This is a genomic window from Mycolicibacterium lacusdiani, assembly GCF_021916785.1.
GTDB lineage: Bacteria > Actinomycetota > Actinomycetes > Mycobacteriales > Mycobacteriaceae > Mycobacterium > Mycobacterium lacusdiani.
The window spans coordinates 208,583-228,703 of the sequence record NZ_JAKCFC010000002.1 but is presented as its reverse complement, the minus strand read 5'-3'; the positions used below and the strand labels follow the sequence as shown (position 1 = coordinate 228,703).

Below are 20,121 nucleotides of genomic sequence, written 5' to 3'. Positions count from 1 at the left end.
GCTACCGGGCGGAGAGCAGGTCGGTGGCGCCGTTCGGCACGTGGGCCGGGTCGGTGCCCAGGTCGATCTGCCGGTTCTGCCCGTCGACGAAGACGATGCGAGGTTGGTGCGTCCGCGCCTGCTCGTCGGTCATGGTGCCGTAGGCGATGAGGATGACGAGATCGCCGGGATGGACCAGATGCGCTGCCGCACCGTTGATCCCGATCACTCCGCTACCCCGCGCGCCGGTGATGGCGTAGGTGACCAGGCGGGCACCGTTGTCGACGTCCACGATGGTCACCTGCTCGCCCTCGAGCAGATCGGCCGCATCCATCAGATCGGCGTCAATGGTCACCGATCCGACGTAGTGCAGGTCGGCCTGGGTCACCGTTGCGCGGTGGATCTTCGACTTGAGCATGGTCCGGAACATCAGATCCTCCAGGGGAATTCGCGGTCAGCGTCCGACTCCACCCGGGAGTGGCCGTCGATGCCTGCGGACGCGCCGACGTCGACCGCGATGTTGTCGAGCAGCCTCGTCGCGCCGAGGCGCGCCGCCACCAGCATCCGGGCCGGGCCCTCGGCGGGCGCCGGGCCGAGCCACGGGTCGCGCACCTCCAGGTAGTCGACCTCGAGTGCGGGCACCTCGACAAGCACGGCACGCGCAGCCTCCAACGCCTCCTGCGCGCCGCTCGCCGCCCCGTACAAGCCTGCCAGCAGCGCTGCCGACAGCGCGCCCGCCTGCTCGCGCTGCACCTCGTCGAGGTAGACGTTGCGCGACGACATCGCCAGCCCGTCGGCCTCGCGCACGATCGGCACGGACACGATCCGGACGCCGAGATCGAGGTCTGCGACCATCTGCCGCACCAGGACCAACTGCTGGTAGTCCTTCTCTCCGAAGAACGCCTGATCGGGTGCCACCATGTTCAGCAGCTTGAGCACGACGGTCAGCATCCCGGCGAAATGCCCTGGCCGAGAGGCGCCCTCGAGTTCCGCGCCGAGCGGCCCGGGATGCACCGTGGTGCGCCGACCGGCCGGGTACACGTCGGCCTCGCTCGGGGTGAATGCGATCTCCACGCCCTCGTCCCGCAACACGGCGAGGTCGTCCTCGAGTGGGCGTGGGTAGGCCGACAGGTCCTCGTTGGCGCCGAACTGCAGCGGGTTGACGAAGATCGACACCACGACCACCGCACCGGGAACGGCCTTGGCCTTGCGCACCAGCGAGAGGTGCCCCTCGTGCAGCGCGCCCATCGTCGGCACCAGCACCACGCGGCGCCCGGTGGTGCGCAACGCACGCGACACGTCGGACACGTCAGTCGGCTTGGAGTAGACGTTCAGCTCACCCGGGTTGAACTTGGGCGGTCTACGAGTGCTCACGACGATCCTTCCGACTCTGCGGACAACACGGCGAACACGTCGGCGGGCGCGTGGGCACGCTGGGCCGTTCGCAACGAAACCGCTCGATATGACTGCGCCAGTTCCGGATCCACTTCCCGCAGCGCGGCGAGGTGACCGGCGACGGCGGCGGCGTCACCGCGGGCCACCGGGCCGGTGAGCGCACTCTGTCCACGCTGCAGCGCATTCTCCAGCGAGGCCCGCGCCAGCGGCGCGAGAACCCGTTCGGCGATGCCACCGGGCCCGTCGCCGACCAGCTCCTGGCCGAGCAGTTCCTGGCCCTTGATGGCGGCGCGAAGCGCTTCGACGGCGTCCAGCACCACGGTGATGACGTGGTTCCCGCCGTGGGCGAGAGCCGCGTGATAGAGCGTGCGGGCATCCTCGCGCACGCGGAACGGTTCCCCACCGATCTCGAGCACCAGCGACTGCGCGATCGCGTAGCCGATCTCGTCGGCCGCAGTGATGCCGAAGCAGGCCTCCGACAACCGCGCGATGTCCTCGTCCGCCCCGGTGAACGTCATCGCCGGGTGGATGGCCAGCGGGATGCAGCCGAGTTCGGTCAGCGGCGCCAGGACGCCGATCCCGTTGGCGCCTGCAGTGTGGACCACGATGGTGCCCGGTCGGACCGCGCCGGTGCTCGCGAGCCCCGCGACCAGGCCCGGCAGTTCGACGTCGGGCACGGCCAGCAGCAGCAGTTCGGCTCGCGCGGCGACGTCGTGCACTGGCAGCACGGGAGTCTCGGGCAAGCGGAGTTCAGCGCGACGGCGCGACGCCTTGGAGATGGCACTGCAGGCCGCGACGACGTGCTCGGCCCGTTCGAGTGCGACTCCGAGCGCGGTCCCGACCCGACCGGCCGAGATGATGCCGACCGACAGCCGTGCTGGACGGAATCCGTTGGGCGTCCCCACCTAGACGACCTCGCTGACGTCGTTCTTCGTTCGTTCCAGGCCCGCTCAGCGGGTACCGGACGGCCGCCAAGAGATTAACTCATCGCAGGCGACGGCCTGTTCGGCCCTAGTCTTCTCGCCGTCTCCGCCGGCCGCTGCCCCCGGCTCCTGCCTGCAACCTCGCCAGCAGTTCCGACGCAGGCATCCCGTCCGCGTGCTGGCCCTGCGGTTCCTCGGCGTCCTCGGGCTCCTCCGGCGGGCGGTGCCTGGCCGCCCGGTCCGGGGTGGGCGATGCCAGGGTGGGCGGCGTCGGGGCCTTGCCGGGGTCGACTCCAGGAGCCCAATGCCGCGCCCGGCGGGGCCCGTCGTCGGCGGCGGCGTCGCTGCCCGAGTGGCGACCGCGGGACTCGGTCGGCGGCGGCGCCATCACCGGCGGCACGGCCGGCTCGCTGGGAGGCGCCGCAGGTGGCTCGGTGGCTTCCGGCGCCCGCGGCCCGGTGGGCTCCGGCGTCGGCGGCTCGGCGGGTTCCGGCGCCTGCGGCTCGGTGGGATCCGGCGTCGGCTCCACCACGGGTGACACCCAATTGCTGCCGGGTGCACCGGCCGGGATGAACTCACCCTCGGCGGGAGCCGGGCGCCAACCCGCGGCGTCGCTCGCCGAGGTGTGCCTGCCCGGCCGTTCGGGCTCCTGCCACGGTGAGCGCGCGGCGGGCGGCGGCACGTCCGGTGCGGGCGTGGGCGCCACGGGTGGCGGCGGGGGCGTCGGTGGCTGTGGTGGCGGCGAGGTGGGCAGCCATGACACCCGCACCTCGGGTTCGGGTGCGCCTGCAGGCTCCGGCGCACGCATGGGAGGCGGCGGTGGCGGCGCTGCGAAGGCGGGACTCGCTGCGGCGGTGGGCGGGGGCGGCCACGTCGCGGCGGGGGGACCCATGGGCGTGCCCGACTCCGACCCCAGCCGATGGGCACCGCCGAACTCCGGTGCCGGGCGCTCGGGTTCCGGTGGCGGTTCGACCGGGACGTCGATGATCGGGCTTTCCTCGGTGTTCGGTTCCGGTTCGTCGGCGTCCTCGGCGTCGATGCGGCTGCTGACCACGCGACCGGGGCTCGCAACGCGCTCGCGCTCGCCCGGATGGTCGCCCACGCGGTCCCAGTCGGGGAAGCGGTGCACCGTCGTCCGCTCGGTCTCGATCGCAGGCCGATGCGAGAGATCGGCGTCGAAGATGATCTCGAGGTTGGCGCGCAGTGCCGCCAGCTCGGCACGCAAACTGGCCACCTCGTCCGCCGACTGTGCGCGCAGCTCCGAACTCAGCTCGCGGCGCAACTGCGACTCGAGGCCGAGTTCGTACTCGCGGCGCGCCGAGATCTCTCGATCGAGCTGCAAGTCGTACACCAGCTTGAGGTCGCGGGCGCGCGCCGAATCCACGTCGGCCTGTCGGCGATAGATGAACGAGACGAACGCCGCGACCACCGCCGCCCACAGCGCGACGATGACCGCAAGCTTCAGCAGCTCAACGCTATTCGTGAACACCAGCGCCGAACTGGCGATGATGGCGAGCACCAGCAACGTCGTGAGCAGCGCCCCACCCGGCCTGCGGCTGGCACGCCTGGGGCGCACACCACGGGTCGGATCGGCCATGGGAGGACTGTACCGGTCACAGGTCGCGTCGCGTGTCGACCGCGGCGGCGATTCGGCGTCCCGACCTGGCGTTCCCCTAGTCCCTCACGCCATCCGGATCGTCTTGCGAATCCTGCGGCGACTTGCAGCAATGCTGGAGCCACAGCGCCGCGACGACCAACGCCAGCGCACTGACACCAGCCACCACCGCGCCCGCCGTGTCCTCGGCCGCCACGCGCATGACGTCGCGGCGCGGGACCAGGTAGACGACCACGGCCAGCCACCAGCCGAGGACCAGGGCGCCCACCCAAGCCGACGCCTGGGCCACCATGACCGAACGGGCAGCCGCCAGCGGATGCAGACGGCCGGTGCCGAATCCGACCTCACCCGCACTGATCTTCGAGCGCAAGTAGAACGCCCAACCGGCCTCGGCGGCCGCGACGGCCAGCAGCGACATCCCCGTCCAGATGGTCAGCGGGGGGAAGAAGCGATACAGGCCTGCGACCATGACGTAGCCGACGACGGCGACCAGCGCCGTCCCGGCGAGCAGGTCCCGTTTGCGGGTGGGGCCCATCAGATCGTCAGAACCAGATCGGTGGTTCGCACCCCGGCGCGCTCCGAGTCGTCGATGCCGTCGAGGAGTACGGCAATGGGCCGACGTGCGCCGGCGACGGTCAGAGTGGCGGTCGGGTCGGCGGCCAGCCAGGGGATGAGCACGAACGCCCGCTGGTGTGCGAGCGGGTGAGGAAGGGTCAGCGCCTCGTCCGGCGATAGAACCTCGTCGGCGCCGTCGTGGCAGGTCACGATGTCGACGTCCAGGGTGCGCGGTCCCCAGTGCACCTCGCGGACGCGTTCGGCGGCCCGCTCCAGTTCCTGACCGCGGTCGAGCCAGCCGCGGCAGTCAAGCGCCGGATCGTCGGCCAGTACCACGGCGTTGAGGAACGGACCCTGCTCGACGCCGCCCCACGCATCGGTCTCGTACACGGGCGAGACGGCGCGGACGGCACCGCCGAGACCGTCGACGACCGACTGCAAGTGCGCGAGCCGGTCGCCGAGATTGGAGCCGACGGAGAGCACCACCGTCGTCACTCAGCACCCCTGCCGTTGCGCCGCGACCGCCTGGCCACCACTGCGACGTCGCGGAACGCCAGCGGGATCGGCGCCTGCGGCTTGTGCACCACCACCTCGACGGCGTGCACCCTGTCATCGCCCATCACATCGTCGGCGATCTCGGCGGCGACCGTCTCGATGAGGTTGCGCGGCGGGCCTGCCACGATGTCGTACGCCCGCTGCGCCAGCGCGCCGTAGTCGAGGGTGTCGGCGAGGTCGTCGCTGGCGGCGGCCGCGGCCAGGTCCACCCACACCGTCAGGTCGACGACGAAGTCCTGCCCGTCGGCGCGCTCGTAGTCGAAGACGCCGTGGTTGCCGCGAACGGCCAAGCCGCGCAATTCGATTCGATCAGCCACCGGTTGTACCTCCAACATGATTCCACGCCCGTACGACCTTCAACGCGTCCACCGAAGCCCGTACGTCGTGCACCCGCACACCCCACGCGCCGTGCAGCGCGGCGAGCGCGGAGACCACCGCAGTCGCGGTCTCCCTGCCGTCCGGCGGCCGGGGTCGTCCGTCGGCGTCTTCGAGGAGCGTGCCGAGGAAGCGCTTGCGGGACGCTCCGACGAGCACCGGCATCCCCGTGCCGACGAACTCCGGCAGCGCCCGCAGCAGCGCCCAGTTGTGGGCAGCGGACTTTGCGAAGCCGAGGCCCGGGTCGATGATCAGCTTGTCCGGGTCGACGCCCGCGGCGACGGCCGCGTCGACGCTCTCCATCAACTCGGTGCGGACGTCGACGACCACGTCACCGTAGGGCGGCACGTCGTGCGGACGGTCCGCGCCGACCGATCGCCAGTGCATCAGCACCCACGGGACTCCCGCATCGGCGAGCAACGGGGCCATCGCGGGGTCGGCGCGGCCTCCCGAGACGTCGTTGACGATGCTCGCGCCGCATTCCAGTGCGGCCCGAGCCACCTCGGCGTGCATGGTGTCGATGCTGACTCGGACCCCTTCGCCTGCAAGGGCTTCCACGACCGGCAGCACCCGCCCGGTCTCGACACCCGCGTCGACGCGAACCGCGCCGGGCCGGGTCGACTCGCCGCCGACGTCGATGATCGCCGCGCCATCTGCGACCAGAGCCAGTGCATGCTCGACCGCCCTGTCGCGGTCGAGGAACTGGCCTCCGTCGGAGAACGAGTCGTCCGTGACGTTGACGACCCCCATCACCATCGGGGCGAGCGAAGCGACGGGAGGATCGGTCGCAGGCGGACGGCTCACTTGCGCAAGATCAGTTCCAGCGCCTCGGACCGGGAGGCCTTGTCTGTCTTGAACTGCCCGCGCACCGCGGACGTGGTGGTGCTCGCACCGGGCTTTCGGATGCCGCGCATCGCCATGCAGAGGTGCTCGGCCTCGATGACGACGATGGCGCCGCGCGGATTCAGTCGGCGCATCAGTCCGTCGGCGATCTGCGCGGTCAGGCGCTCCTGCACCTGCGGGCGCTTCGCGTACAGATCGACGAGCCGGGCCAACTTCGACAGGCCGGTCACCCTGCCGTCGATGCCGGGGATGTATCCGACGTGCGCGACGCCGTGGAACGACACCAGGTGGTGCTCGCACGTGGAGTACATCGGGATGTCCTTCACCAGGACCAGCTCGTCGTGCTGCTCGTCGAACGTCGTGTTGAGGACGTCATCGGGGTCGACGTAGAGCCCGGCGAACATCTCCTTGTAAGCCCGGGCAACCCGGGCCGGGGTGTCCAGGAGTCCATGCCGCTCCGGATCCTCGCCCACGGCAATCAACAGCTCGCGCACCGCCGCCTCGGCTCGCGCCTGATCGAATTCGGCGATCGGGCTGCGCAGGATGGGATCGATCTCCGACTGCGTCATCGGGCCTCCGTTCGTCTCAGCCAGGCGGGGTGGGCCGGTCATCGGACCGGTCACCGTGTTCCTGATCGTCCTGTGGGGCTGGCGTGGGAGTGCCACCCTGGGGGACGTTCGACCCCGGCTGAGGGTACGACTGCTGCGGCGGATATGGGAGTGGCGCCCCGGGATGGGACGGCCAACCCGACTGCTGCTGCGGGGGCGGCGGCGGGTACCAGTAGCCCTGCTGGGGCGGCGGGTAGCCACCTTGGGGCGGGTACTGCTGGCCCGGCCGGGGCGGCCAACCCGGCGCGTGCCATCCGGCAGGCGCACCGTAGTCGGGCTGCGTGGAACCGTTCCCAGGTGCACCGTTGGCGCCGTTGACCGGCGCCCCGTTGGAACCGTTGCCGTGATAGCCGTTGCCGTTGGCGCCGTTCTGGGGCGCCGCAGCGTCCGCTGCGCGCGACGCCGCCGCGATGGCCGCCTTGAACGCGGGCTCGGGCACCGGCTTGGGCCATTCCTCGCCGCGTTCGATGGCGAGTTCGCCAGGCGTCTTGATCGGCGGCTTGTCCGAAGGCACGCGGCCACCGAAGTCGTCGAACATGGTCAGGCGCGGACGCTTCTCGACGTCGCTGAAGATCGCGTTGAGTTCGGCGCGGTGCAGCGTCTCCTTCTCCAGCAGTTCGCCGGCCAGGATGTCGAGCACGTCGCGGTACTCGGTCAGGATCTCCCACGCCTCGGTGTGCGCAGCCTCGATCAGCTTGCGCACCTCGTCGTCGATGATCTGCGCGACCTCGTGGCTGTAGTCCGCCTGCGTTCCCATCGAACGGCCGAGGAACGGATCGCCGTGTTCGGTGCCGTACCGGACGGCACCGAGCTTCGAACTCATGCCGTACTCGGTCACCATCGCGCGTGCGATCTTGGTGGCCTGCTCGATGTCGGACACCGCGCCCGTCGTCGGCTCGCGGAACACCAGTTCCTCCGCCGCGCGACCACCCATCGCGAACACCAGCCGGGCGATCATCTCCGAACGGGTCATCAGCGACTTGTCGTCCTCGGGAACCGCGACGGCGTGCCCGCCGGTGCGGCCGCGGGCCAGGATCGTCACCTTGTAAATCGGCTCGATGTCCGGCATCGCCCAGGCCGCGAGCGTGTGCCCGCCTTCGTGGTAGGCGGTGATCTTCTTCTCGAGTTCGCTGATGATGCGGCCCTTGCGGCGCGGCCCGCCGACGACGCGGTCGACGGCCTCCTCGAGCGCGGCACCGGTGATGACCGTGCCGTTCTCGCGCGCGGTCAGCAGCGCGGCCTCGTTGATGACGTTGGCCAGATCGGCGCCGGACATGCCGACGGTGCGCTTGGCCAGCCCGTCCAGGTCGGCGTCGGGCGCGATCGGCTTGCCCGCCGAGTGCACGCGCAGCACTGCACGCCTGCCTGCGATGTCGGGGCTCGACACCGGGATCTGGCGGTCGAAGCGGCCGGGACGCAGCAGCGCGGGATCGAGGATGTCGGGCCGGTTGGTGGCGGCGATCAGGATGACGCCCTGGCGGTCGCCGAAGCCGTCCATCTCGACCAGCAGCTGGTTGAGCGTCTGCTCGCGCTCGTCGTGCCCGCCGCCCATGCCGGCGCCGCGCTGGCGGCCGACGGCGTCGATCTCGTCGACGAAGATGATGCAGGGGCTGTTCTGCTTCGCCTGCTCGAACATGTCGCGCACGCGGGAGGCGCCGACGCCGACGAACATCTCGACGAAGTCGGAGCCCGAGATGGTGAAGAACGGCACCTCGGCCTCGCCTGCGACGGCGCGCGCCAGCAGCGTCTTGCCGGTGCCGGGGGGACCGTAGAGCAGCACGCCCTTCGGGATCTTGGCGCCGAGCGCCTGATACCGCGTCGGGTTCTGCAGGAAGTCCTTGATCTCGTAGAGCTCCTCGACCGCCTCGTCGACGCCTGCGACGTCGGCGAAGGTGGTCTTGGGCATGTCCTTGCTCAGCTGCTTGGCCTTGGACTTGCCGAAGCCGAAGCCCATCCGGCCGCCGGACTGCATCCGGGAGAACATCACGAACAGGCCGACGAGCAGCAGCAGCGGCAGCAGGTAGATCAGTAGCGAACCGAGCACGCTGCCCTGGTTCACGACGGTGTTCACCTTGGCGTTCTTCGCGTTCAACGCCTCGAACAGCTGCACCCCGTACCCGGTCGGGTACTTGGTGATGATCTTGTTGCTGTCCTCGGTGTCGCCGTTGCCGTTCTTCAGGTCCAGCCGGACCTGCTGCTCGCGGTCGTCGATCTGGGCGCTGTTGACGTTGTCGCCGTTGATCTGGGCGATGGCGACCGACGTGTCGACCGGCTTGTAGCCGCGCGTGTCGTCGCTGAAGTAGAAGAAGGACCAACCCAGCAGCAGTATCACCGCTATTGCACTGAGGGTGCGAATGACGTTCTTACGATTCATCGTTCTCTTCGGCCAGCAGGGTTATGTCGGCCAGGTCCTTCCGATACGCGCAGATGGGATGTTCAAGGCTACCGCTAGAACAACGTCCGGTAGTTCCCGACGCCTGCACCGCGCCGAACGTGGGCCTCGTGCACGCCGCAGCCAGGTTTCGCGTACACGAGGCCCACGCTCGAGCCGATCTTGGCCTTATTACCAGGTGGTGACGGTCCTCGCCGTCTGTATGGTGCGTCGTATGTCGATCAGTGCGTGGGCGAAGAAGCCGTCCAGAGTCCTCGTCATCACCGTCGCAGGCCTGCTGGTCGCGGCGGTGTCGGGCTGCGATTCGGCGCCCGCCGGTCCGGTCGCGGGACCCGACGGACCTGCGCCGCGCCAGGTCACCGTGGTCGGCGAGGGCAAGGTCGAGGGCACGCCCGACACCGTCACCGTCAACGCCGCGATCGAGTCGCTGGCCCCCGACGCGACCGCCGCGATGAACCAGACCAACGAGCGCATGGCCGCGGTCATCGACGCCGTCGCCGGCCAGGGCATCGACCGCAAGGACATCAGCACCACGCAGGTCAACCTGCAACCGCAGTACGGCGACAACAGCGTCATCAACGGCTACCAGGCGAGCAATTCGATCGCGGTGAAGATCCGGGACATCAACGCCGCATCGCCGACGATCAGCGCGATTCAGACCACCGGCGGCAACGCGACCCGGATCAACTCAGTCAGCTTCGCCATCGAGGACGACTCGCAGATGGTCAAGGACGCCCGCGCCCGCGCGTTCAACGACGCCAAGGACCGCGCTCAGCAGTACGCCGAACTGTCCGGCCTCGACCTCGGCACTGTCATCTCGATCTCCGAGGTCGGCGCGGCCACTCCTCCCCCGACCCCGATGCCCCGCTACGACGCGGCCGAGGCGATGTCGGTGCCGCTGTCGCCGGGTCAGCAGACCGTCGGGTTCTCCGTGACCGTCGTGTGGGAACTCGGCTAGGCGAAGCTAGGCGGGGGCGAGCTGGACGGGGATCCCGTTCAGCACGGCGGTGCCCGAGAGCGGGTCGAGCGTCAGGCCGTCGTTGAGCTGATTGACGTTCACGCCGGGCTGTGTGGCTGCGACGCGCTGACCGGCGCTCTGATCGTGCCCCCAGCCGTGCGGCAGTGACACCACGCCGCGACGCATGGCGTCGGTCAGTTCGACGGGCGCCTCGAGTTCGCCGCCGGGGCCCTTGATCCGGGCGCGGTCGGTGATGCCGAGACCCTCGGCGTCGAGCGGGTGGATCTGGAGCGTGCAGCGGTTCGTCCCGCCGGCAAGCGCGGGCAGGTTGTGCATCCAACTGTTGTTGGACCGCAGGTGCCGCCTGCCGATGAGCACGAAGTCGTCGGCGGTGCGCTCCAGCGAGGCGGCCAGCCGCGCCACGTCGTCGACCAGCGGCGCCGGCGCCAGCTCGACCTTGCCCGACGGCGTGCGCAACACCTCGGTAAGCCGCGGACGCAGCGCACCGAAGTCGATGCCGTGCGGCGCGTCCTTCAACCGCTCCAGCGTCAGACCGTCCTCGCGGGCGCCGAACCAGTCGCCGTAGGGCCCGAGGCGCAGCATCATGTCGAGTCGGCGCTCGTACCCGCGCCCAGCGGTCAGCATCGCCGCCAGCTCCTCGGGATCCCGTCCGGCGACCGGTGATTCGGGATCGGCGGTCTCCTTGGCCAGCGTCATCGCGATCACCTGCTCGTCGACGAGCGCGGGATCGGCGAACGGGCCGAGGCCGTACAGGATCAGCGCGATGCGCGACAGGATCTCAGGCTCGTCGGGCCTGCCGGGCGCGAGTTCGACGGCCGGCGGCGAGTACCGCGCGTTGTTGCGCACGGGCGTGCTGCTCAGTGCGACGTCGAAGTGCGCGCTCTGCGACGGCGGGGGCGGCGGCAGGATGACGTCGGCGTGCCGCGTGGTCTCGTTGAGGTAGGGGTCGACGCTCAGCATGAAGTCCACGCCGTCGAGCGCCCGGCTCAGAGCGTCGCCGTCGGGTGCCGACAGCACCGGGTTGCCCGCGATGGAGATCACCGCGCGGGGCTGATCGTCGCCCGGCGTCGCGAGTTCTTCGGCCAGCGCTGCGGCCGGCAGTTCGGACAGCACCTCGGGGTGACCGGACACCCGGCTGTGCCACCGTCCGGTGCGAAAACCGCGGCCCGGCTTGGGCGGTCGCGGCGCCGAGGAGACCGGCGACTGCGGGAACATCACGCCGCCGGGCCGGTCGAGGTTTCCGGTCAGCACGTTGACGACGTCGACGAGCCAGCTGCCGAGCGATCCGAACTCGACCGTGGAGGTGCCCATCCGGCCGTATACCGCGGCCGACGACGCGGCAGCCAGGTCTCGGGTGAGGCCGCGGATCTCGCTGGCGGTCACCCCGCAGTGGTCGGCGACGACCTCCGGTGCGAACCCGTCGGCCAGCGCGCGGACGTCCTCCAGTCCCGTCACGTGCGGGGCGAGGGAACCCAGGTCCACCAGATCCTCGTCGAACAGGGTGTGGACCACCGCGAGCAGCAGCGCGGCGTCGGTTCCCGGCCGCGGGGCGATGTGCTGGTCGGCCAACTCGGCGGTCCTGGTCCTGGCAGGGTCGACGACGATCAGCCGTCCGCCGCGCTTGCGCAGCGCCTTGAGCTTGCCGGGGAAGTCCGCCACGGTCGCGAGGCTGCCGTTGGACACCATGGGGTTCGCGCCGATGACGACGAGGTGATCGGTGCGGTCGACGTCGGGCACGGTGAACGCGACGGGGTTGCCGAACATCAGGCCCAACGAGACGTGCTTGGGCATCTGGTCGAGCGTGCTGGCCGAGAACGTCAGCCGGGTGCCGAGGCCCTTGATGATCAACGGGACGTAGAGGCCGCCCGCGATGGTGTGGGCGTTCGGGTTGCCTGCGTAGACGGCCACCGATCGCCCGCCGTGCTCGCGCACCACCGCGCCGAGCCCGTCTGCGACCGCTTGAAACGCCTCGTCCCAGGTCGCCTCGACCAGTTCGCCGCCGCGCCGGACCAGCGGTGCGGTGAGGCGGTCGGGATCGCCGTCGAGTTGACCGAAGCTCGCGCCCTTGGGGCAGATGAAGCCGGAGCTGAACACGTCCTCGCGGTCACCACGCGCAGACGTCACCGCGCCCGAGGAGATGGTGAGCACCAGACCGCAGGTGGCCTCGCAGAACGGACAGATCCGCAGTGCCGTGTGGCTGTGGGTGTCGACGGCGTCGGGCTGGATCACGTCACGCTCCTGACGATCAGGGGTTCTCGTAGACCTTCGGTTCGAGGGTCCCGATGAAGGGGAGGTCGCGGTAGCGCTCGGCGTAGTCGAGGCCGTAGCCGACGACGAACTCGTTGGGGATGTCGAAACCTATGTAGCTGACGTCGAGTTCGGTGCGGACGGCGTCGGGCTTGCGCAGCAGCGTGCACACGTTCAGCGAGCGGGGATGCCTGCTGGCGAGGTTGCGGAGCAGCCAGGACAGGGTCAGCCCCGAGTCGATGATGTCCTCGACGATCAGGACGTCGCGGTCGTTGATGTCGCGATCGAGGTCCTTGAGAATACGCACCACACCCGACGACGACGTCGACGAACCGTAGGAGCTGACGGCCATGAACTCGAGCTGCGTCGGGAGCGGGATCGCCCGGGACAGGTCGGTGACGAACATGACCGCACCCTTGAGCACCGTGACGAGCAGCAGGTCCTCACCGTGTTCGGCGACCGCGTCCCGGTAAGCGTGGCCGATCTCCTCGGCGAGTTCGTTGGTCCGCGTTCGGATCTGCTCCTCGGAGAGCAGTACCGACTTGATGTCGCCCGGGTACAGCTCCGCGGCACGATGCGTCGGATCAACCCCCGTCGCTTCGCTCGACCGATCCACGGCAACAGCGTGCCACGTCCGCCGCGCTGCGACCAACAGAAGCCGCGATGCGCGTCCGAACCGCGGCCGTTCACACGGGCTCGCGACGCAGCACGAGCCGGTCGCCGCGGCGCTCGGCGAACACGCGCTCGCCCCGGTGCGGCGACTCGACCGCAACGCCACCCCTGCCCCGCCAGTCGGTGATCAGCAGGTCGACCCCGCGAATCTGCTTGTCGGTGAGGCCCGTCGCGCCGTGGGCCAGCAGCCAGCCCCTGATGACGCGGCGCCGGATCGCGGCGGAGAACTCGGCCAGGCCCTCCACGGGCAGTTCGCCGTCGACGGCAAGCGCCTTCAGCCGGGCCGACGCCTGGGCGTCGAGTTCGTCGGTGTCCTCGCGCAGTGCCGCCGCGGTGCGCACCAGCGCCTCGGCGACACCGCCGCCGAGGACCTCCTCGAGCAGCGGCAGCACCTCGGCGCGCAACCGCACGCGGGTGAAGCGAGGGTCGGCGTTGTGCGGGTCGTCCCACGGCGTCAGGTCGAGTTCGGCGCAGGCCGCGCGCGTGACGTCGCGGCGCACCCCGAGCAGCGGCCTCCCCCACGGCGGGTCGTGGGCGCGCATCCCTGCGATGGACCGTGGACCGGAGCCGCGGCCCAGACCCAGCAGCACGGTCTCCGCCTGATCGTCGAGTGTGTGCGCCAGCAGCACTGGCCGGCCGGCGCGCTCGTCGGCGAGGGCGGCGTAGCGCGCGCGGCGTGCTGCCGCTTCCGGCCCGCCGGATGAGCCGACCGTGACCGTCAGCACCCTGGCGTCGATGCAGCCGAGGTGCCTGGCCTGTGCGCATGCGGCCGCGGCGACGGCAGCCGACGCGGGCTGCAGACCATGGTCGACGACGAGCGCGGTGGTTGGCCGCAGGCGTGCCGCGACCGCGGTGAGCGACAGGGAGTCAGCGCCTCCCGACAGCGCCACGCACCAGGCGTCGTCGCTCATCGGGTGCGCCTGCGCGAAGGCCTCGACGGCGCGGCGCAGAGTGGCTACAGGACCCTGTCGATCCATCGCTGCGGCTCATCGACTTCGGCTGGCAGCGGCAGAGTTTCGGGCCCGGTCCACACCACGTTGAACCGTTCCATGCCGACCTTGGACACCACGTCGTCGACGAACGCCTTGCCACGCGTGTACTGGCTCATCTTGGCGTCGAAGCCAAGCAGTGCCCGCACGACCCGCTGCAGCGGTGGCTGCTTGCGCTGCCTGCGATCGTTGAACCGGCGCCGGATGGTGGCCACCGTCGGCACCACGGCGGGACCGACCGCGTCCATCACGTGGTCGGCGTGCCCCTCCAAAAGCGTTCCGAGGACCAGTAGTTGGTCGAGCGCCGCGCGCTGCGGTTCGGACTGGATGGCACGCATCAGCCCGAGGATGCCCTCGGCATTGGGTTCGGCGTCGACGCCGTTGCGGCGGTCGCGGACGAACTCGCTGAGCCTGCCCACCACCGCGCCGGCGTCCTGGGTGGCGTCGTCGGTGAGGACGGCCAGCGCCTGCGACATGTGGTCGGCGAGCCACGGGTTGGCGCGGAACTGCACCCGGTGGGTCACTTCGTGCAGGCAGACCCACAGCCGGAAGTCCGCGGGCTGCACGCGCAGCGTCCGCTCGACGGCGATCACGTTCGGGTACACCAGCAGCAGTTCGCCGGGGCCGCTTCCGTTTCCGGACCCATTCCCCGGGTCGCTGCGCTCCTGCCCTCCGGACCCCGCGGCGAACGGGTCGTACTGCCCCAGAATCCCCGAGGACACGAAGGCGAGCACCGCACCCGTCTGCGCCCCGGTGATCCGGCGGGTCAGGAAGCCGCTGGGCTCGCCACCGTCACCGCCGGTCATCACGCGCATGGATTGCGATGCGGCAGTGACCCATTCGCGACGGTCAACGATCCGCGCCTCTGTGATGGTCGCGCCCTCGACCAGACCCGTGACCTCGCGCACGGGGCCCTCGGAACGCCGCGCCGCCTCCGACAGCTGCTCGATGGCCTGGCGTCGCGTGTACTCGGTGACGGGCGGGGTGGGACGGACGAGCTTGCGCGCGACCGTCGCTGCGAAGTCCCAGTCGACGGTGCGCCCGACGGTGGGAGCCGACGCGGCGCTCACGCGCTGCACCCGCACGACCGGAGTGCGGCGGCCAGGGCGTCGAGCGAGGTGCGGCCGGTGGGCCCGGCCTCGTTGGACAGGAACGTGAACGTGAGCACCCGCCCGGATTCGTCGGTGACGATGCCCGCGAGCGCGTTGGTTCCCGTCAACGATCCGGTCTTGGCCCGCAGGTAGCCCGCGGCCTCGCGGCCGGCGTCGGTGTCGAGGTAGCGGTTCGACAGGGTCCCGCTGCCACCGGCGATGGGCAGCAGGTCCACCAGGGGGCGCAGCTTGGGCTCGTCGTCGCCGACCGCGGCGGTGACGACCTCGTCGAGCGTCTCGGCGCTCAGCCGGTCGTCGATGGACAGGCCACTGGAGTCACGCAGCACGGCGCCCGCGGTGTCGACGCCCGAGCGGCGGATCTGCTCGAGCACCGCCCCGGCCGCGCCGTCGAAGCTGGCGGGGCGGTCGAGCTTGGCAGCCACCTCCCTGCCGATGCTCTCGGCCATCACGTTGTCCGACGCATTCATCATCTCCCGGAGTCGTTCCATCAGCGGCGGTGACTCCACCGAGGCAATCTCACGGCCGTCGCGCAGCGGTGACGGCAGGACGCCGACGTTGCGCGGGTTGACGCCGAGCGCCACGGCCAGTGCACGCCCGGCATCGAGTGCCGGCGTGGTCGAACGTCGGGACTCGACGCTCACGGGCTGGGTGCGTCCGCCGTCGAGCATCACCGACTCGATCGGTGCGATGTCGCCGTTCTGGATGTCGAGCGGATCCCAGCCGGGCGCCATCGTCGGCCCGCTGTACGCGCTCAGATCCACTCGAACGGTCCTCGGCGTGACTCCCGAGCGGCGCACCTGAGCGGCCAGGTCGGTGATCCGGGCGGCGTTCCGATACCAGGTGGTGGCCTTCGGGGCCGCGGCGGACAGCGTGGGGTCGCCGCCACCCTTGAGGACCATCACGCCCGGCTCGTCGGGGTCAGCAAGCACGGTCGTGGTCAGCGTCGCGTCGCGGTCCAGTGCGAGCAGTGCGGCGGCCGCGGTCAGCAGCTTGTTGGTCGACGCGGGCTGCATCGGCACCGACGCACCGCGCTCCCACAGCTCCTCGCCAGTGGCGGCGTCGGTGATGCGGCCGGTGAGGCGGCCCAGATTGGGGTCGGCCGCGAACGGGCCGATGACGGCCGACAGCCGCGGGGGCGCCGGTTTCGGCGCGCTGTCGTCCAGGCCGTACACCGCGGGTTCGGCGGCGGCGGGCTCCGGTTGCGGATCCACGGCCTGGGCCTCGCTGGTGCGGGGACCTCCTCCGACGAACACCGCGGCGACCGTGACGAGGACGGCGACCGCCAGCAGCACCCCGACGCCGACGAGGACGTGGGTGGACCTGCGCCACCGGGTGGGCCGCATGACTCTCCTGGCTTGAGGTGCTGACGAGCGCTTGCCCGAGGCAATGCCCTGAATTGACAGGGTATCGCTCGTCTATGGTTGACCCGCGTCATCGCCTGGCGAGGCGCTGACCGCACTCACCACATCACACGAAGGAGCCGCGACCGTGGAGTTCGAGGTCGTCGTCGAGATCCCCAAGGGCTCGCGCAACAAGTACGAGGTCGATCACGAGACCGGCAAGGTCAAGCTCGACCGGTACCTCTACACCGCGTTCGGCTACCCCGCCGACTATGGCTTCATCCAGGACACCCTCGGCGAGGACGGCGACCCGCTCGACGCGCTGGTGCTGCTGCCCGAATCGCTGTTCCCGGGCGCGGCGATCGACGTCCGGCCCGTCGCGATGTTCCAGATGACCGACGATGCGGGCGGCGACGACAAGGTGCTGTGCGTGCCTGCCGGCGACCCTCGTTGGGATCACATTCAGGACCTCGGGGACGTCCCGTCCTTCGAACTCGAGGCGATCAAGCACTTCTTCGTGCACTACAAGGACCTGGAGCCGGGCAAGTTCGTCGAGGCCGCCGACTGGGTCGGCCGCAGCGAGGCCGAGGCGGAGATCACCCGGTCGATCGAGCGCTTCAAGACCAGCGGGCACTGAGCTTCCTCCGCCGAACTGGAGAGTCACGTCGTGAATTCGCCACCGATCGCGACGTGACGCTCCAGTTCGGCGCAACAGGGACCGCCCGCCCGCCCGCCCGCCTACCTGCCGGAGGGCGAATTTTCCTCGGCGTAACACGGGGTAACGCAGGCGCACCATCGGCCTCGGATCATGGGCTGCGTGTTGATGCATCAGGGAGTGGGCCTGGCGGCATTCAACGCCTGGCCCGAACGCAAGGCGGTGCACGCCGTCTACGAGTGCTGCAACAGCCTGGCGCTGGCGCGCGACATCGTCGCCGGCCGCAGTTACGACGGTCACGACGCACTGTTCCGCCGGGCCGACGCGCTGCTGTTCTCGATGCCGGAGCCGGCCATCGACCAGATCCTCGAGGCGTGTCCCACCATCGGCCGACGGCCGCGTAGCGCGTGGTCGCAGGCAGAGCAGTGCTCGGTGTGGGACGACGACGAGACCGTGATGACCGCACTGAACGACACGGCCGCCCGGTACGCCGAGCGGTTCCGCTTCACCTTCGTGATGTTCGTCGACGGAGCGTGTGCCACCGACGTGCTGAAGACCGTCATCGAGCGCATGCATCACGACGTGGAGACCGAGCGCAAGGTCGTCCGCAACGAGCTGGCGCGCATCAACCGCACGCGGCTGGAGCGGATGCTGGGACCCGAGGGCGGCTACCAGAACTGGTGCTGAGCCGGTTCGCCGGGCCGACGCGACGCGCTACCCGTGGTCGTGGTCGTGTCCGTCGGACTCAACTGGGGCGGGTGCCGGCGGTTCCACGACGACGACCCGCGGCGCCGGGCGCTTGCCGGTGTCGGCCAACTGCGCCGGTGCCCCGGGAGCCGGCTGCGGAGGTACGGCAGGCGTCGAATGATCGTGCTGCGCATGGTCTTCCGCGGGAACCGCTGCATGGTCGTCGTGCGCCGCCTCGGTGCCCGAGTGATGCTGGTGCTGCAGTCCCGACGCCACGCCCACCGCGGCCGCCATGGCGATGACACTGGTTGCGCCGAGCAGGACGAGCCCGTAGCCGAAAACCGGTATGGCGCCGGACCGACGGCCCCGGCTCCACAGCCAGGCCGCGCCCATGACGACGTAGCCCTGCAGCATGAGCGAGCAGATTCCCGCGGCCTGCACCAACTCCGGCTCGCCGGCGTGCGGCCCGAACGGCGCACCCGCGGTCCGGGACAGCGCCCACAGCGCAACCGACCCCAGGTTGGTCAGGATCCCGATCACCAGAAGCAACGCGCCAGGGCGACGCGTCAGGACGGCGAGCCCCCACACCAGTTGGAACACCGCGATCCCGGCGAAGAAGACCCCAGAGGGCACCCAGTCGCGCCAGTGGTCGGGCATGACGGCGAAGTGGATCACCGCGGCCCCGATCGAAGCGATGGCCGCGACGCGAGCGGCCAGCCCACTGTCCGTCGTCGCCACTGAAGGTGTCACTCGAAGATGGTCGCAGGGCACCATCACAGGACGGCCACAGCGCTGCAACCTATTCGAATCAGCCTGAGTAGCAGGGCACTTAAGGGGTCTTCGGGATGCCGGCAGGCGCCAGTTCGGGATCAGCGGGCACCGCGACCTTCTTCTTGCGAAGTGTCTTGGCCCACTTCATCACCGGCTTCTCGACGCCGTAGTACGTGATCGATGCGACGGCGATCGTGGCGGCCAGCAGCACCACGACGTTGCGCCACATCCCCCACGCGTCGTCGCCCGCCATCACACCCAGCCTGCCGAGGACCAGGATCATCGGGAAGTGCCACAGGTAGGCAGACAGCGAGATCTCGCCGACGTAGCGGATGGGTCGGGCGTCGAGCCAGACGGCGAGCTTGGTCTTTTGCCCGCGGGCCAGCGGGGCGACGATGACCAGGATCATCAGGGCGGCCACGACGGCGACACCTGCGGTGGTGAACTGGTTGGCCACCGCCAGCGTCACCGCGGAGACGGCCAGCATCGGCAGGATCGCGGCGGCCGAGATCACCCGCACCCGCTTGCTGATCCGCTCGCGCAGGACGCCGCGTTCCATGGCCACGAACACCACTGCGGCGAACATGCCGAGTGCGAAGTTGTCGGCGTTGGTCAGGAAGCTCTTGGTGAAGACCGCAGCCCAGTTCGGGCCCCAGTTGAGCAACATGAAGTCGGTCGAGCCGGAGTGCGCGAAGACGAGCGGGATCAGACTCCGGCCGATCAAGCCGATGACCAGCAGCAGCGCCGGGGCCAGCGCGGCCAGCACCAGTGGGTTCATCGAGATGCGCTTGCGCAGCGCAAACAACGCCATGCCCAGGAGCGGCAGCGACGCGTAGAAGGCGTACTCCAGCGTCAGCGACCACGCGGGGTTGATACCCGTTTGGATGTACTGCGGGAAGTAGGACTGCGTGAGCGTGAGGTTGGCGAGCAGCTGCCACGGGTCGGTGATCATCCCGGTTCCCTCGTCGGTGCCGACCTTCTGCAGGACGGGGTTCTCGACGTAGGAGACCCGCAGCAGGTAGTTCACGATCAGGAAGATGACGATGTAGACCGGCATGATCCGCGCGACGCGGTGCAGCGTGTAGTCACCGATGCTCGGCATGCGTGCGACGTCGCGGTCGTCGGACAGGTTCCGCACGTAGGGCAGGAACAGCAGGAAGCCGCTCAGGACGAAGAAGTAGACCAGCGAGAAGCCGAGCAGGCTCGTCATCCAGGTCTGCGCGGTGTTCGGTGAGAAGTGGGTGGTGACGTGGGTGATGGCGATCGACAGGCACAGGATGCCGCGGACGCCGTCCAGGCCGATGATCCTGGCCCGCACCCGCCCCGGCACCTTCGTCGCGGGCGGGGGGGCCGCGCCCGGCGTCTCAGTCCTTCGGGTCATGCCCACGCCTCCTGAGGTCGCACCCACGCCGAGCGATAGTCCGGATGC

20 protein-coding genes are annotated in these 20,121 nt (G+C 70.1%); 3 read left to right on the top strand and 17 right to left on the bottom strand.

Annotated features, from left to right (window positions below; genetic code table 11):
• Position 1 precedes the first annotated feature (1 nt).
• The 10 genes from panD to ftsH form a co-directional block, all read right to left on the bottom strand.
• A complete protein-coding gene (gene panD / locus LOK44_RS06045; protein ID WP_237569123.1) occupies positions 2-409 on the bottom strand; it encodes an aspartate 1-decarboxylase in 408 nt (135 codons plus the stop codon).
• The gene (panC, locus tag LOK44_RS06040; protein WP_237569122.1) at positions 409-1,353 is read right to left on the bottom strand and encodes a pantoate--beta-alanine ligase; all 945 of its coding nucleotides are present in this window, start codon (positions 1,351-1,353) and stop codon (positions 409-411) included. Before panC ends, panD begins: the two co-directional genes overlap by 1 nt.
• Positions 1,350-2,279, bottom strand: a complete 930-nt coding sequence (locus tag LOK44_RS06035) for a Rossmann-like and DUF2520 domain-containing protein (RefSeq protein ID WP_237569121.1) — start codon at positions 2,277-2,279, stop codon at positions 1,350-1,352. Before LOK44_RS06035 ends, panC begins: the two co-directional genes overlap by 4 nt.
• A 106-nt stretch (positions 2,280-2,385) precedes the next feature.
• A complete protein-coding gene (locus LOK44_RS06030; protein ID WP_237569120.1) occupies positions 2,386-3,894 on the bottom strand; it encodes a DUF6779 domain-containing protein in 1,509 nt (502 codons plus the stop codon).
• A gap of 76 nt (positions 3,895-3,970) precedes the next feature.
• Positions 3,971-4,447 carry a DUF3180 domain-containing protein gene (locus tag LOK44_RS06025; protein WP_237569119.1) on the bottom strand — a complete coding sequence of 159 codons (477 nt, stop codon included), beginning with the start codon at positions 4,445-4,447 and terminating at the stop codon, positions 3,971-3,973.
• On the bottom strand, positions 4,447-4,962 hold the full coding sequence (gene folK / locus LOK44_RS06020) for a 2-amino-4-hydroxy-6-hydroxymethyldihydropteridine diphosphokinase (protein ID WP_237569118.1): 516 nt from the start codon (positions 4,960-4,962) through the stop codon (positions 4,447-4,449). The genes LOK44_RS06025 and folK overlap by 1 nt, the downstream gene beginning before the upstream one ends.
• A complete protein-coding gene (gene folB, locus LOK44_RS06015; RefSeq protein ID WP_163921473.1) occupies positions 4,959-5,339 on the bottom strand; it encodes a dihydroneopterin aldolase in 381 nt (126 codons plus the stop codon). Before folB ends, folK begins: the two co-directional genes overlap by 4 nt.
• On the bottom strand, positions 5,332-6,153 hold the full coding sequence (gene folP / locus LOK44_RS06010; RefSeq protein WP_237569759.1) for a dihydropteroate synthase: 822 nt from the start codon (positions 6,151-6,153) through the stop codon (positions 5,332-5,334). Before folP ends, folB begins: the two co-directional genes overlap by 8 nt.
• Before the next feature lie 44 nt (positions 6,154-6,197).
• Positions 6,198-6,809, bottom strand: a complete 612-nt coding sequence (folE, locus tag LOK44_RS06005) for a GTP cyclohydrolase I FolE (protein WP_237569117.1) — start codon at positions 6,807-6,809, stop codon at positions 6,198-6,200.
• Between the two features lie 16 nt (positions 6,810-6,825).
• Positions 6,826-9,222: an ATP-dependent zinc metalloprotease FtsH gene (ftsH, locus tag LOK44_RS06000; protein ID WP_237569116.1), complete on the bottom strand. Its 2,397-nt coding sequence runs from the start codon at positions 9,220-9,222 to the stop codon at positions 6,826-6,828.
• Positions 9,223-9,454: 232 nt separating this feature from the next.
• Between ftsH and LOK44_RS05995 the strand changes: the two genes are divergently transcribed.
• Positions 9,455-10,198: an SIMPL domain-containing protein gene (locus tag LOK44_RS05995; protein WP_237569115.1), complete on the top strand. Its 744-nt coding sequence runs from the start codon at positions 9,455-9,457 to the stop codon at positions 10,196-10,198.
• A gap of 6 nt (positions 10,199-10,204) precedes the next feature.
• On the opposite strand, the gene LOK44_RS05990 is transcribed toward LOK44_RS05995, so the two are convergent.
• The 5 genes from LOK44_RS05990 to dacB form a co-directional block, all read right to left on the bottom strand.
• A complete protein-coding gene (locus tag LOK44_RS05990) occupies positions 10,205-12,448 on the bottom strand; it encodes a molybdopterin-dependent oxidoreductase (RefSeq protein ID WP_237569114.1) in 2,244 nt (747 codons plus the stop codon).
• 16 nt (positions 12,449-12,464) lie between these two features.
• Positions 12,465-13,082, bottom strand: a complete 618-nt coding sequence (gene hpt / locus LOK44_RS05985; protein WP_237569113.1) for a hypoxanthine phosphoribosyltransferase — start codon at positions 13,080-13,082, stop codon at positions 12,465-12,467.
• A 70-nt stretch (positions 13,083-13,152) separates the two neighbouring features.
• Positions 13,153-14,115 (bottom strand): tRNA lysidine(34) synthetase TilS, encoded by a 963-nt coding sequence (gene tilS / locus LOK44_RS05980; protein WP_237569112.1) that lies wholly within the window; start codon positions 14,113-14,115, stop codon positions 13,153-13,155.
• The gene (locus LOK44_RS05975) at positions 14,094-15,197 is read right to left on the bottom strand and encodes an Rv3626c family coenzyme F420 biosynthesis-associated protein (protein WP_237569111.1); all 1,104 of its coding nucleotides are present in this window, start codon (positions 15,195-15,197) and stop codon (positions 14,094-14,096) included. The genes tilS and LOK44_RS05975 overlap by 22 nt, the downstream gene beginning before the upstream one ends.
• On the bottom strand, positions 15,194-16,582 hold the full coding sequence (gene dacB / locus LOK44_RS05970; protein ID WP_237569110.1) for a D-alanyl-D-alanine carboxypeptidase/D-alanyl-D-alanine endopeptidase: 1,389 nt from the start codon (positions 16,580-16,582) through the stop codon (positions 15,194-15,196). Before dacB ends, LOK44_RS05975 begins: the two co-directional genes overlap by 4 nt.
• Positions 16,583-16,727: 145 nt before the next feature.
• On the opposite strand from dacB, the gene LOK44_RS05965 reads away from it, so the two are divergent.
• The gene (locus tag LOK44_RS05965; protein ID WP_237569109.1) at positions 16,728-17,216 is read left to right on the top strand and encodes an inorganic diphosphatase; all 489 of its coding nucleotides are present in this window, start codon (positions 16,728-16,730) and stop codon (positions 17,214-17,216) included.
• Between the two features lie 186 nt (positions 17,217-17,402).
• Positions 17,403-17,921, top strand: a complete 519-nt coding sequence (locus LOK44_RS05960) for a 2-oxo-4-hydroxy-4-carboxy-5-ureidoimidazoline decarboxylase (RefSeq protein WP_237569758.1) — start codon at positions 17,403-17,405, stop codon at positions 17,919-17,921.
• Between the two features lie 27 nt (positions 17,922-17,948).
• Here the strand turns inward: LOK44_RS05960 and LOK44_RS05955 are convergent, their stop codons facing one another.
• Together LOK44_RS05955 and LOK44_RS05950 are read right to left on the bottom strand one after the other, a co-directional pair.
• Positions 17,949-18,671, bottom strand: coding sequence for a hypothetical protein (locus LOK44_RS05955; RefSeq protein WP_372481194.1), 723 nt, complete (start codon positions 18,669-18,671; stop codon positions 17,949-17,951).
• A 79-nt stretch (positions 18,672-18,750) separates the two neighbouring features.
• Positions 18,751-20,073: an acyltransferase family protein gene (locus LOK44_RS05950; RefSeq protein ID WP_237569107.1), complete on the bottom strand. Its 1,323-nt coding sequence runs from the start codon at positions 20,071-20,073 to the stop codon at positions 18,751-18,753.
• Positions 20,074-20,121: the final 48 nt, after the last annotated feature.

Coding starts and splice junctions, on each gene's coding strand:
- panD (WP_237569123.1), bottom strand. CDS start 409: ATGTTCCGGACCATGCTCAAGTCGAAGATCCACCGCGCAACGGTGACC.
- LOK44_RS06030 (WP_237569120.1), bottom strand. CDS start 3,894: ATGGCCGATCCGACCCGTGGTGTGCGCCCCAGGCGTGCCAGCCGCAGG.
- LOK44_RS06025 (WP_237569119.1), bottom strand. CDS start 4,447: ATGGGCCCCACCCGCAAACGGGACCTGCTCGCCGGGACGGCGCTGGTC.
- folP (WP_237569759.1), bottom strand. CDS start 6,153: ATGGTGATGGGGGTCGTCAACGTCACGGACGACTCGTTCTCCGACGGA.
- folE (WP_237569117.1), bottom strand. CDS start 6,809: ATGACGCAGTCGGAGATCGATCCCATCCTGCGCAGCCCGATCGCCGAA.
- ftsH (WP_237569116.1), bottom strand. CDS start 9,222: ATGAATCGTAAGAACGTCATTCGCACCCTCAGTGCAATAGCGGTGATA.
- LOK44_RS05995 (WP_237569115.1), top strand. CDS start 9,455: ATGTCGATCAGTGCGTGGGCGAAGAAGCCGTCCAGAGTCCTCGTCATC.
- tilS (WP_237569112.1), bottom strand. CDS start 14,115: ATGGATCGACAGGGTCCTGTAGCCACTCTGCGCCGCGCCGTCGAGGCC.
- dacB (WP_237569110.1), bottom strand. CDS start 16,582: ATGCGGCCCACCCGGTGGCGCAGGTCCACCCACGTCCTCGTCGGCGTC.
- LOK44_RS05960 (WP_237569758.1), top strand. CDS start 17,403: ATGCATCAGGGAGTGGGCCTGGCGGCATTCAACGCCTGGCCCGAACGC.
- LOK44_RS05950 (WP_237569107.1), bottom strand. CDS start 20,073: ATGACCCGAAGGACTGAGACGCCGGGCGCGGCCCCCCCGCCCGCGACG.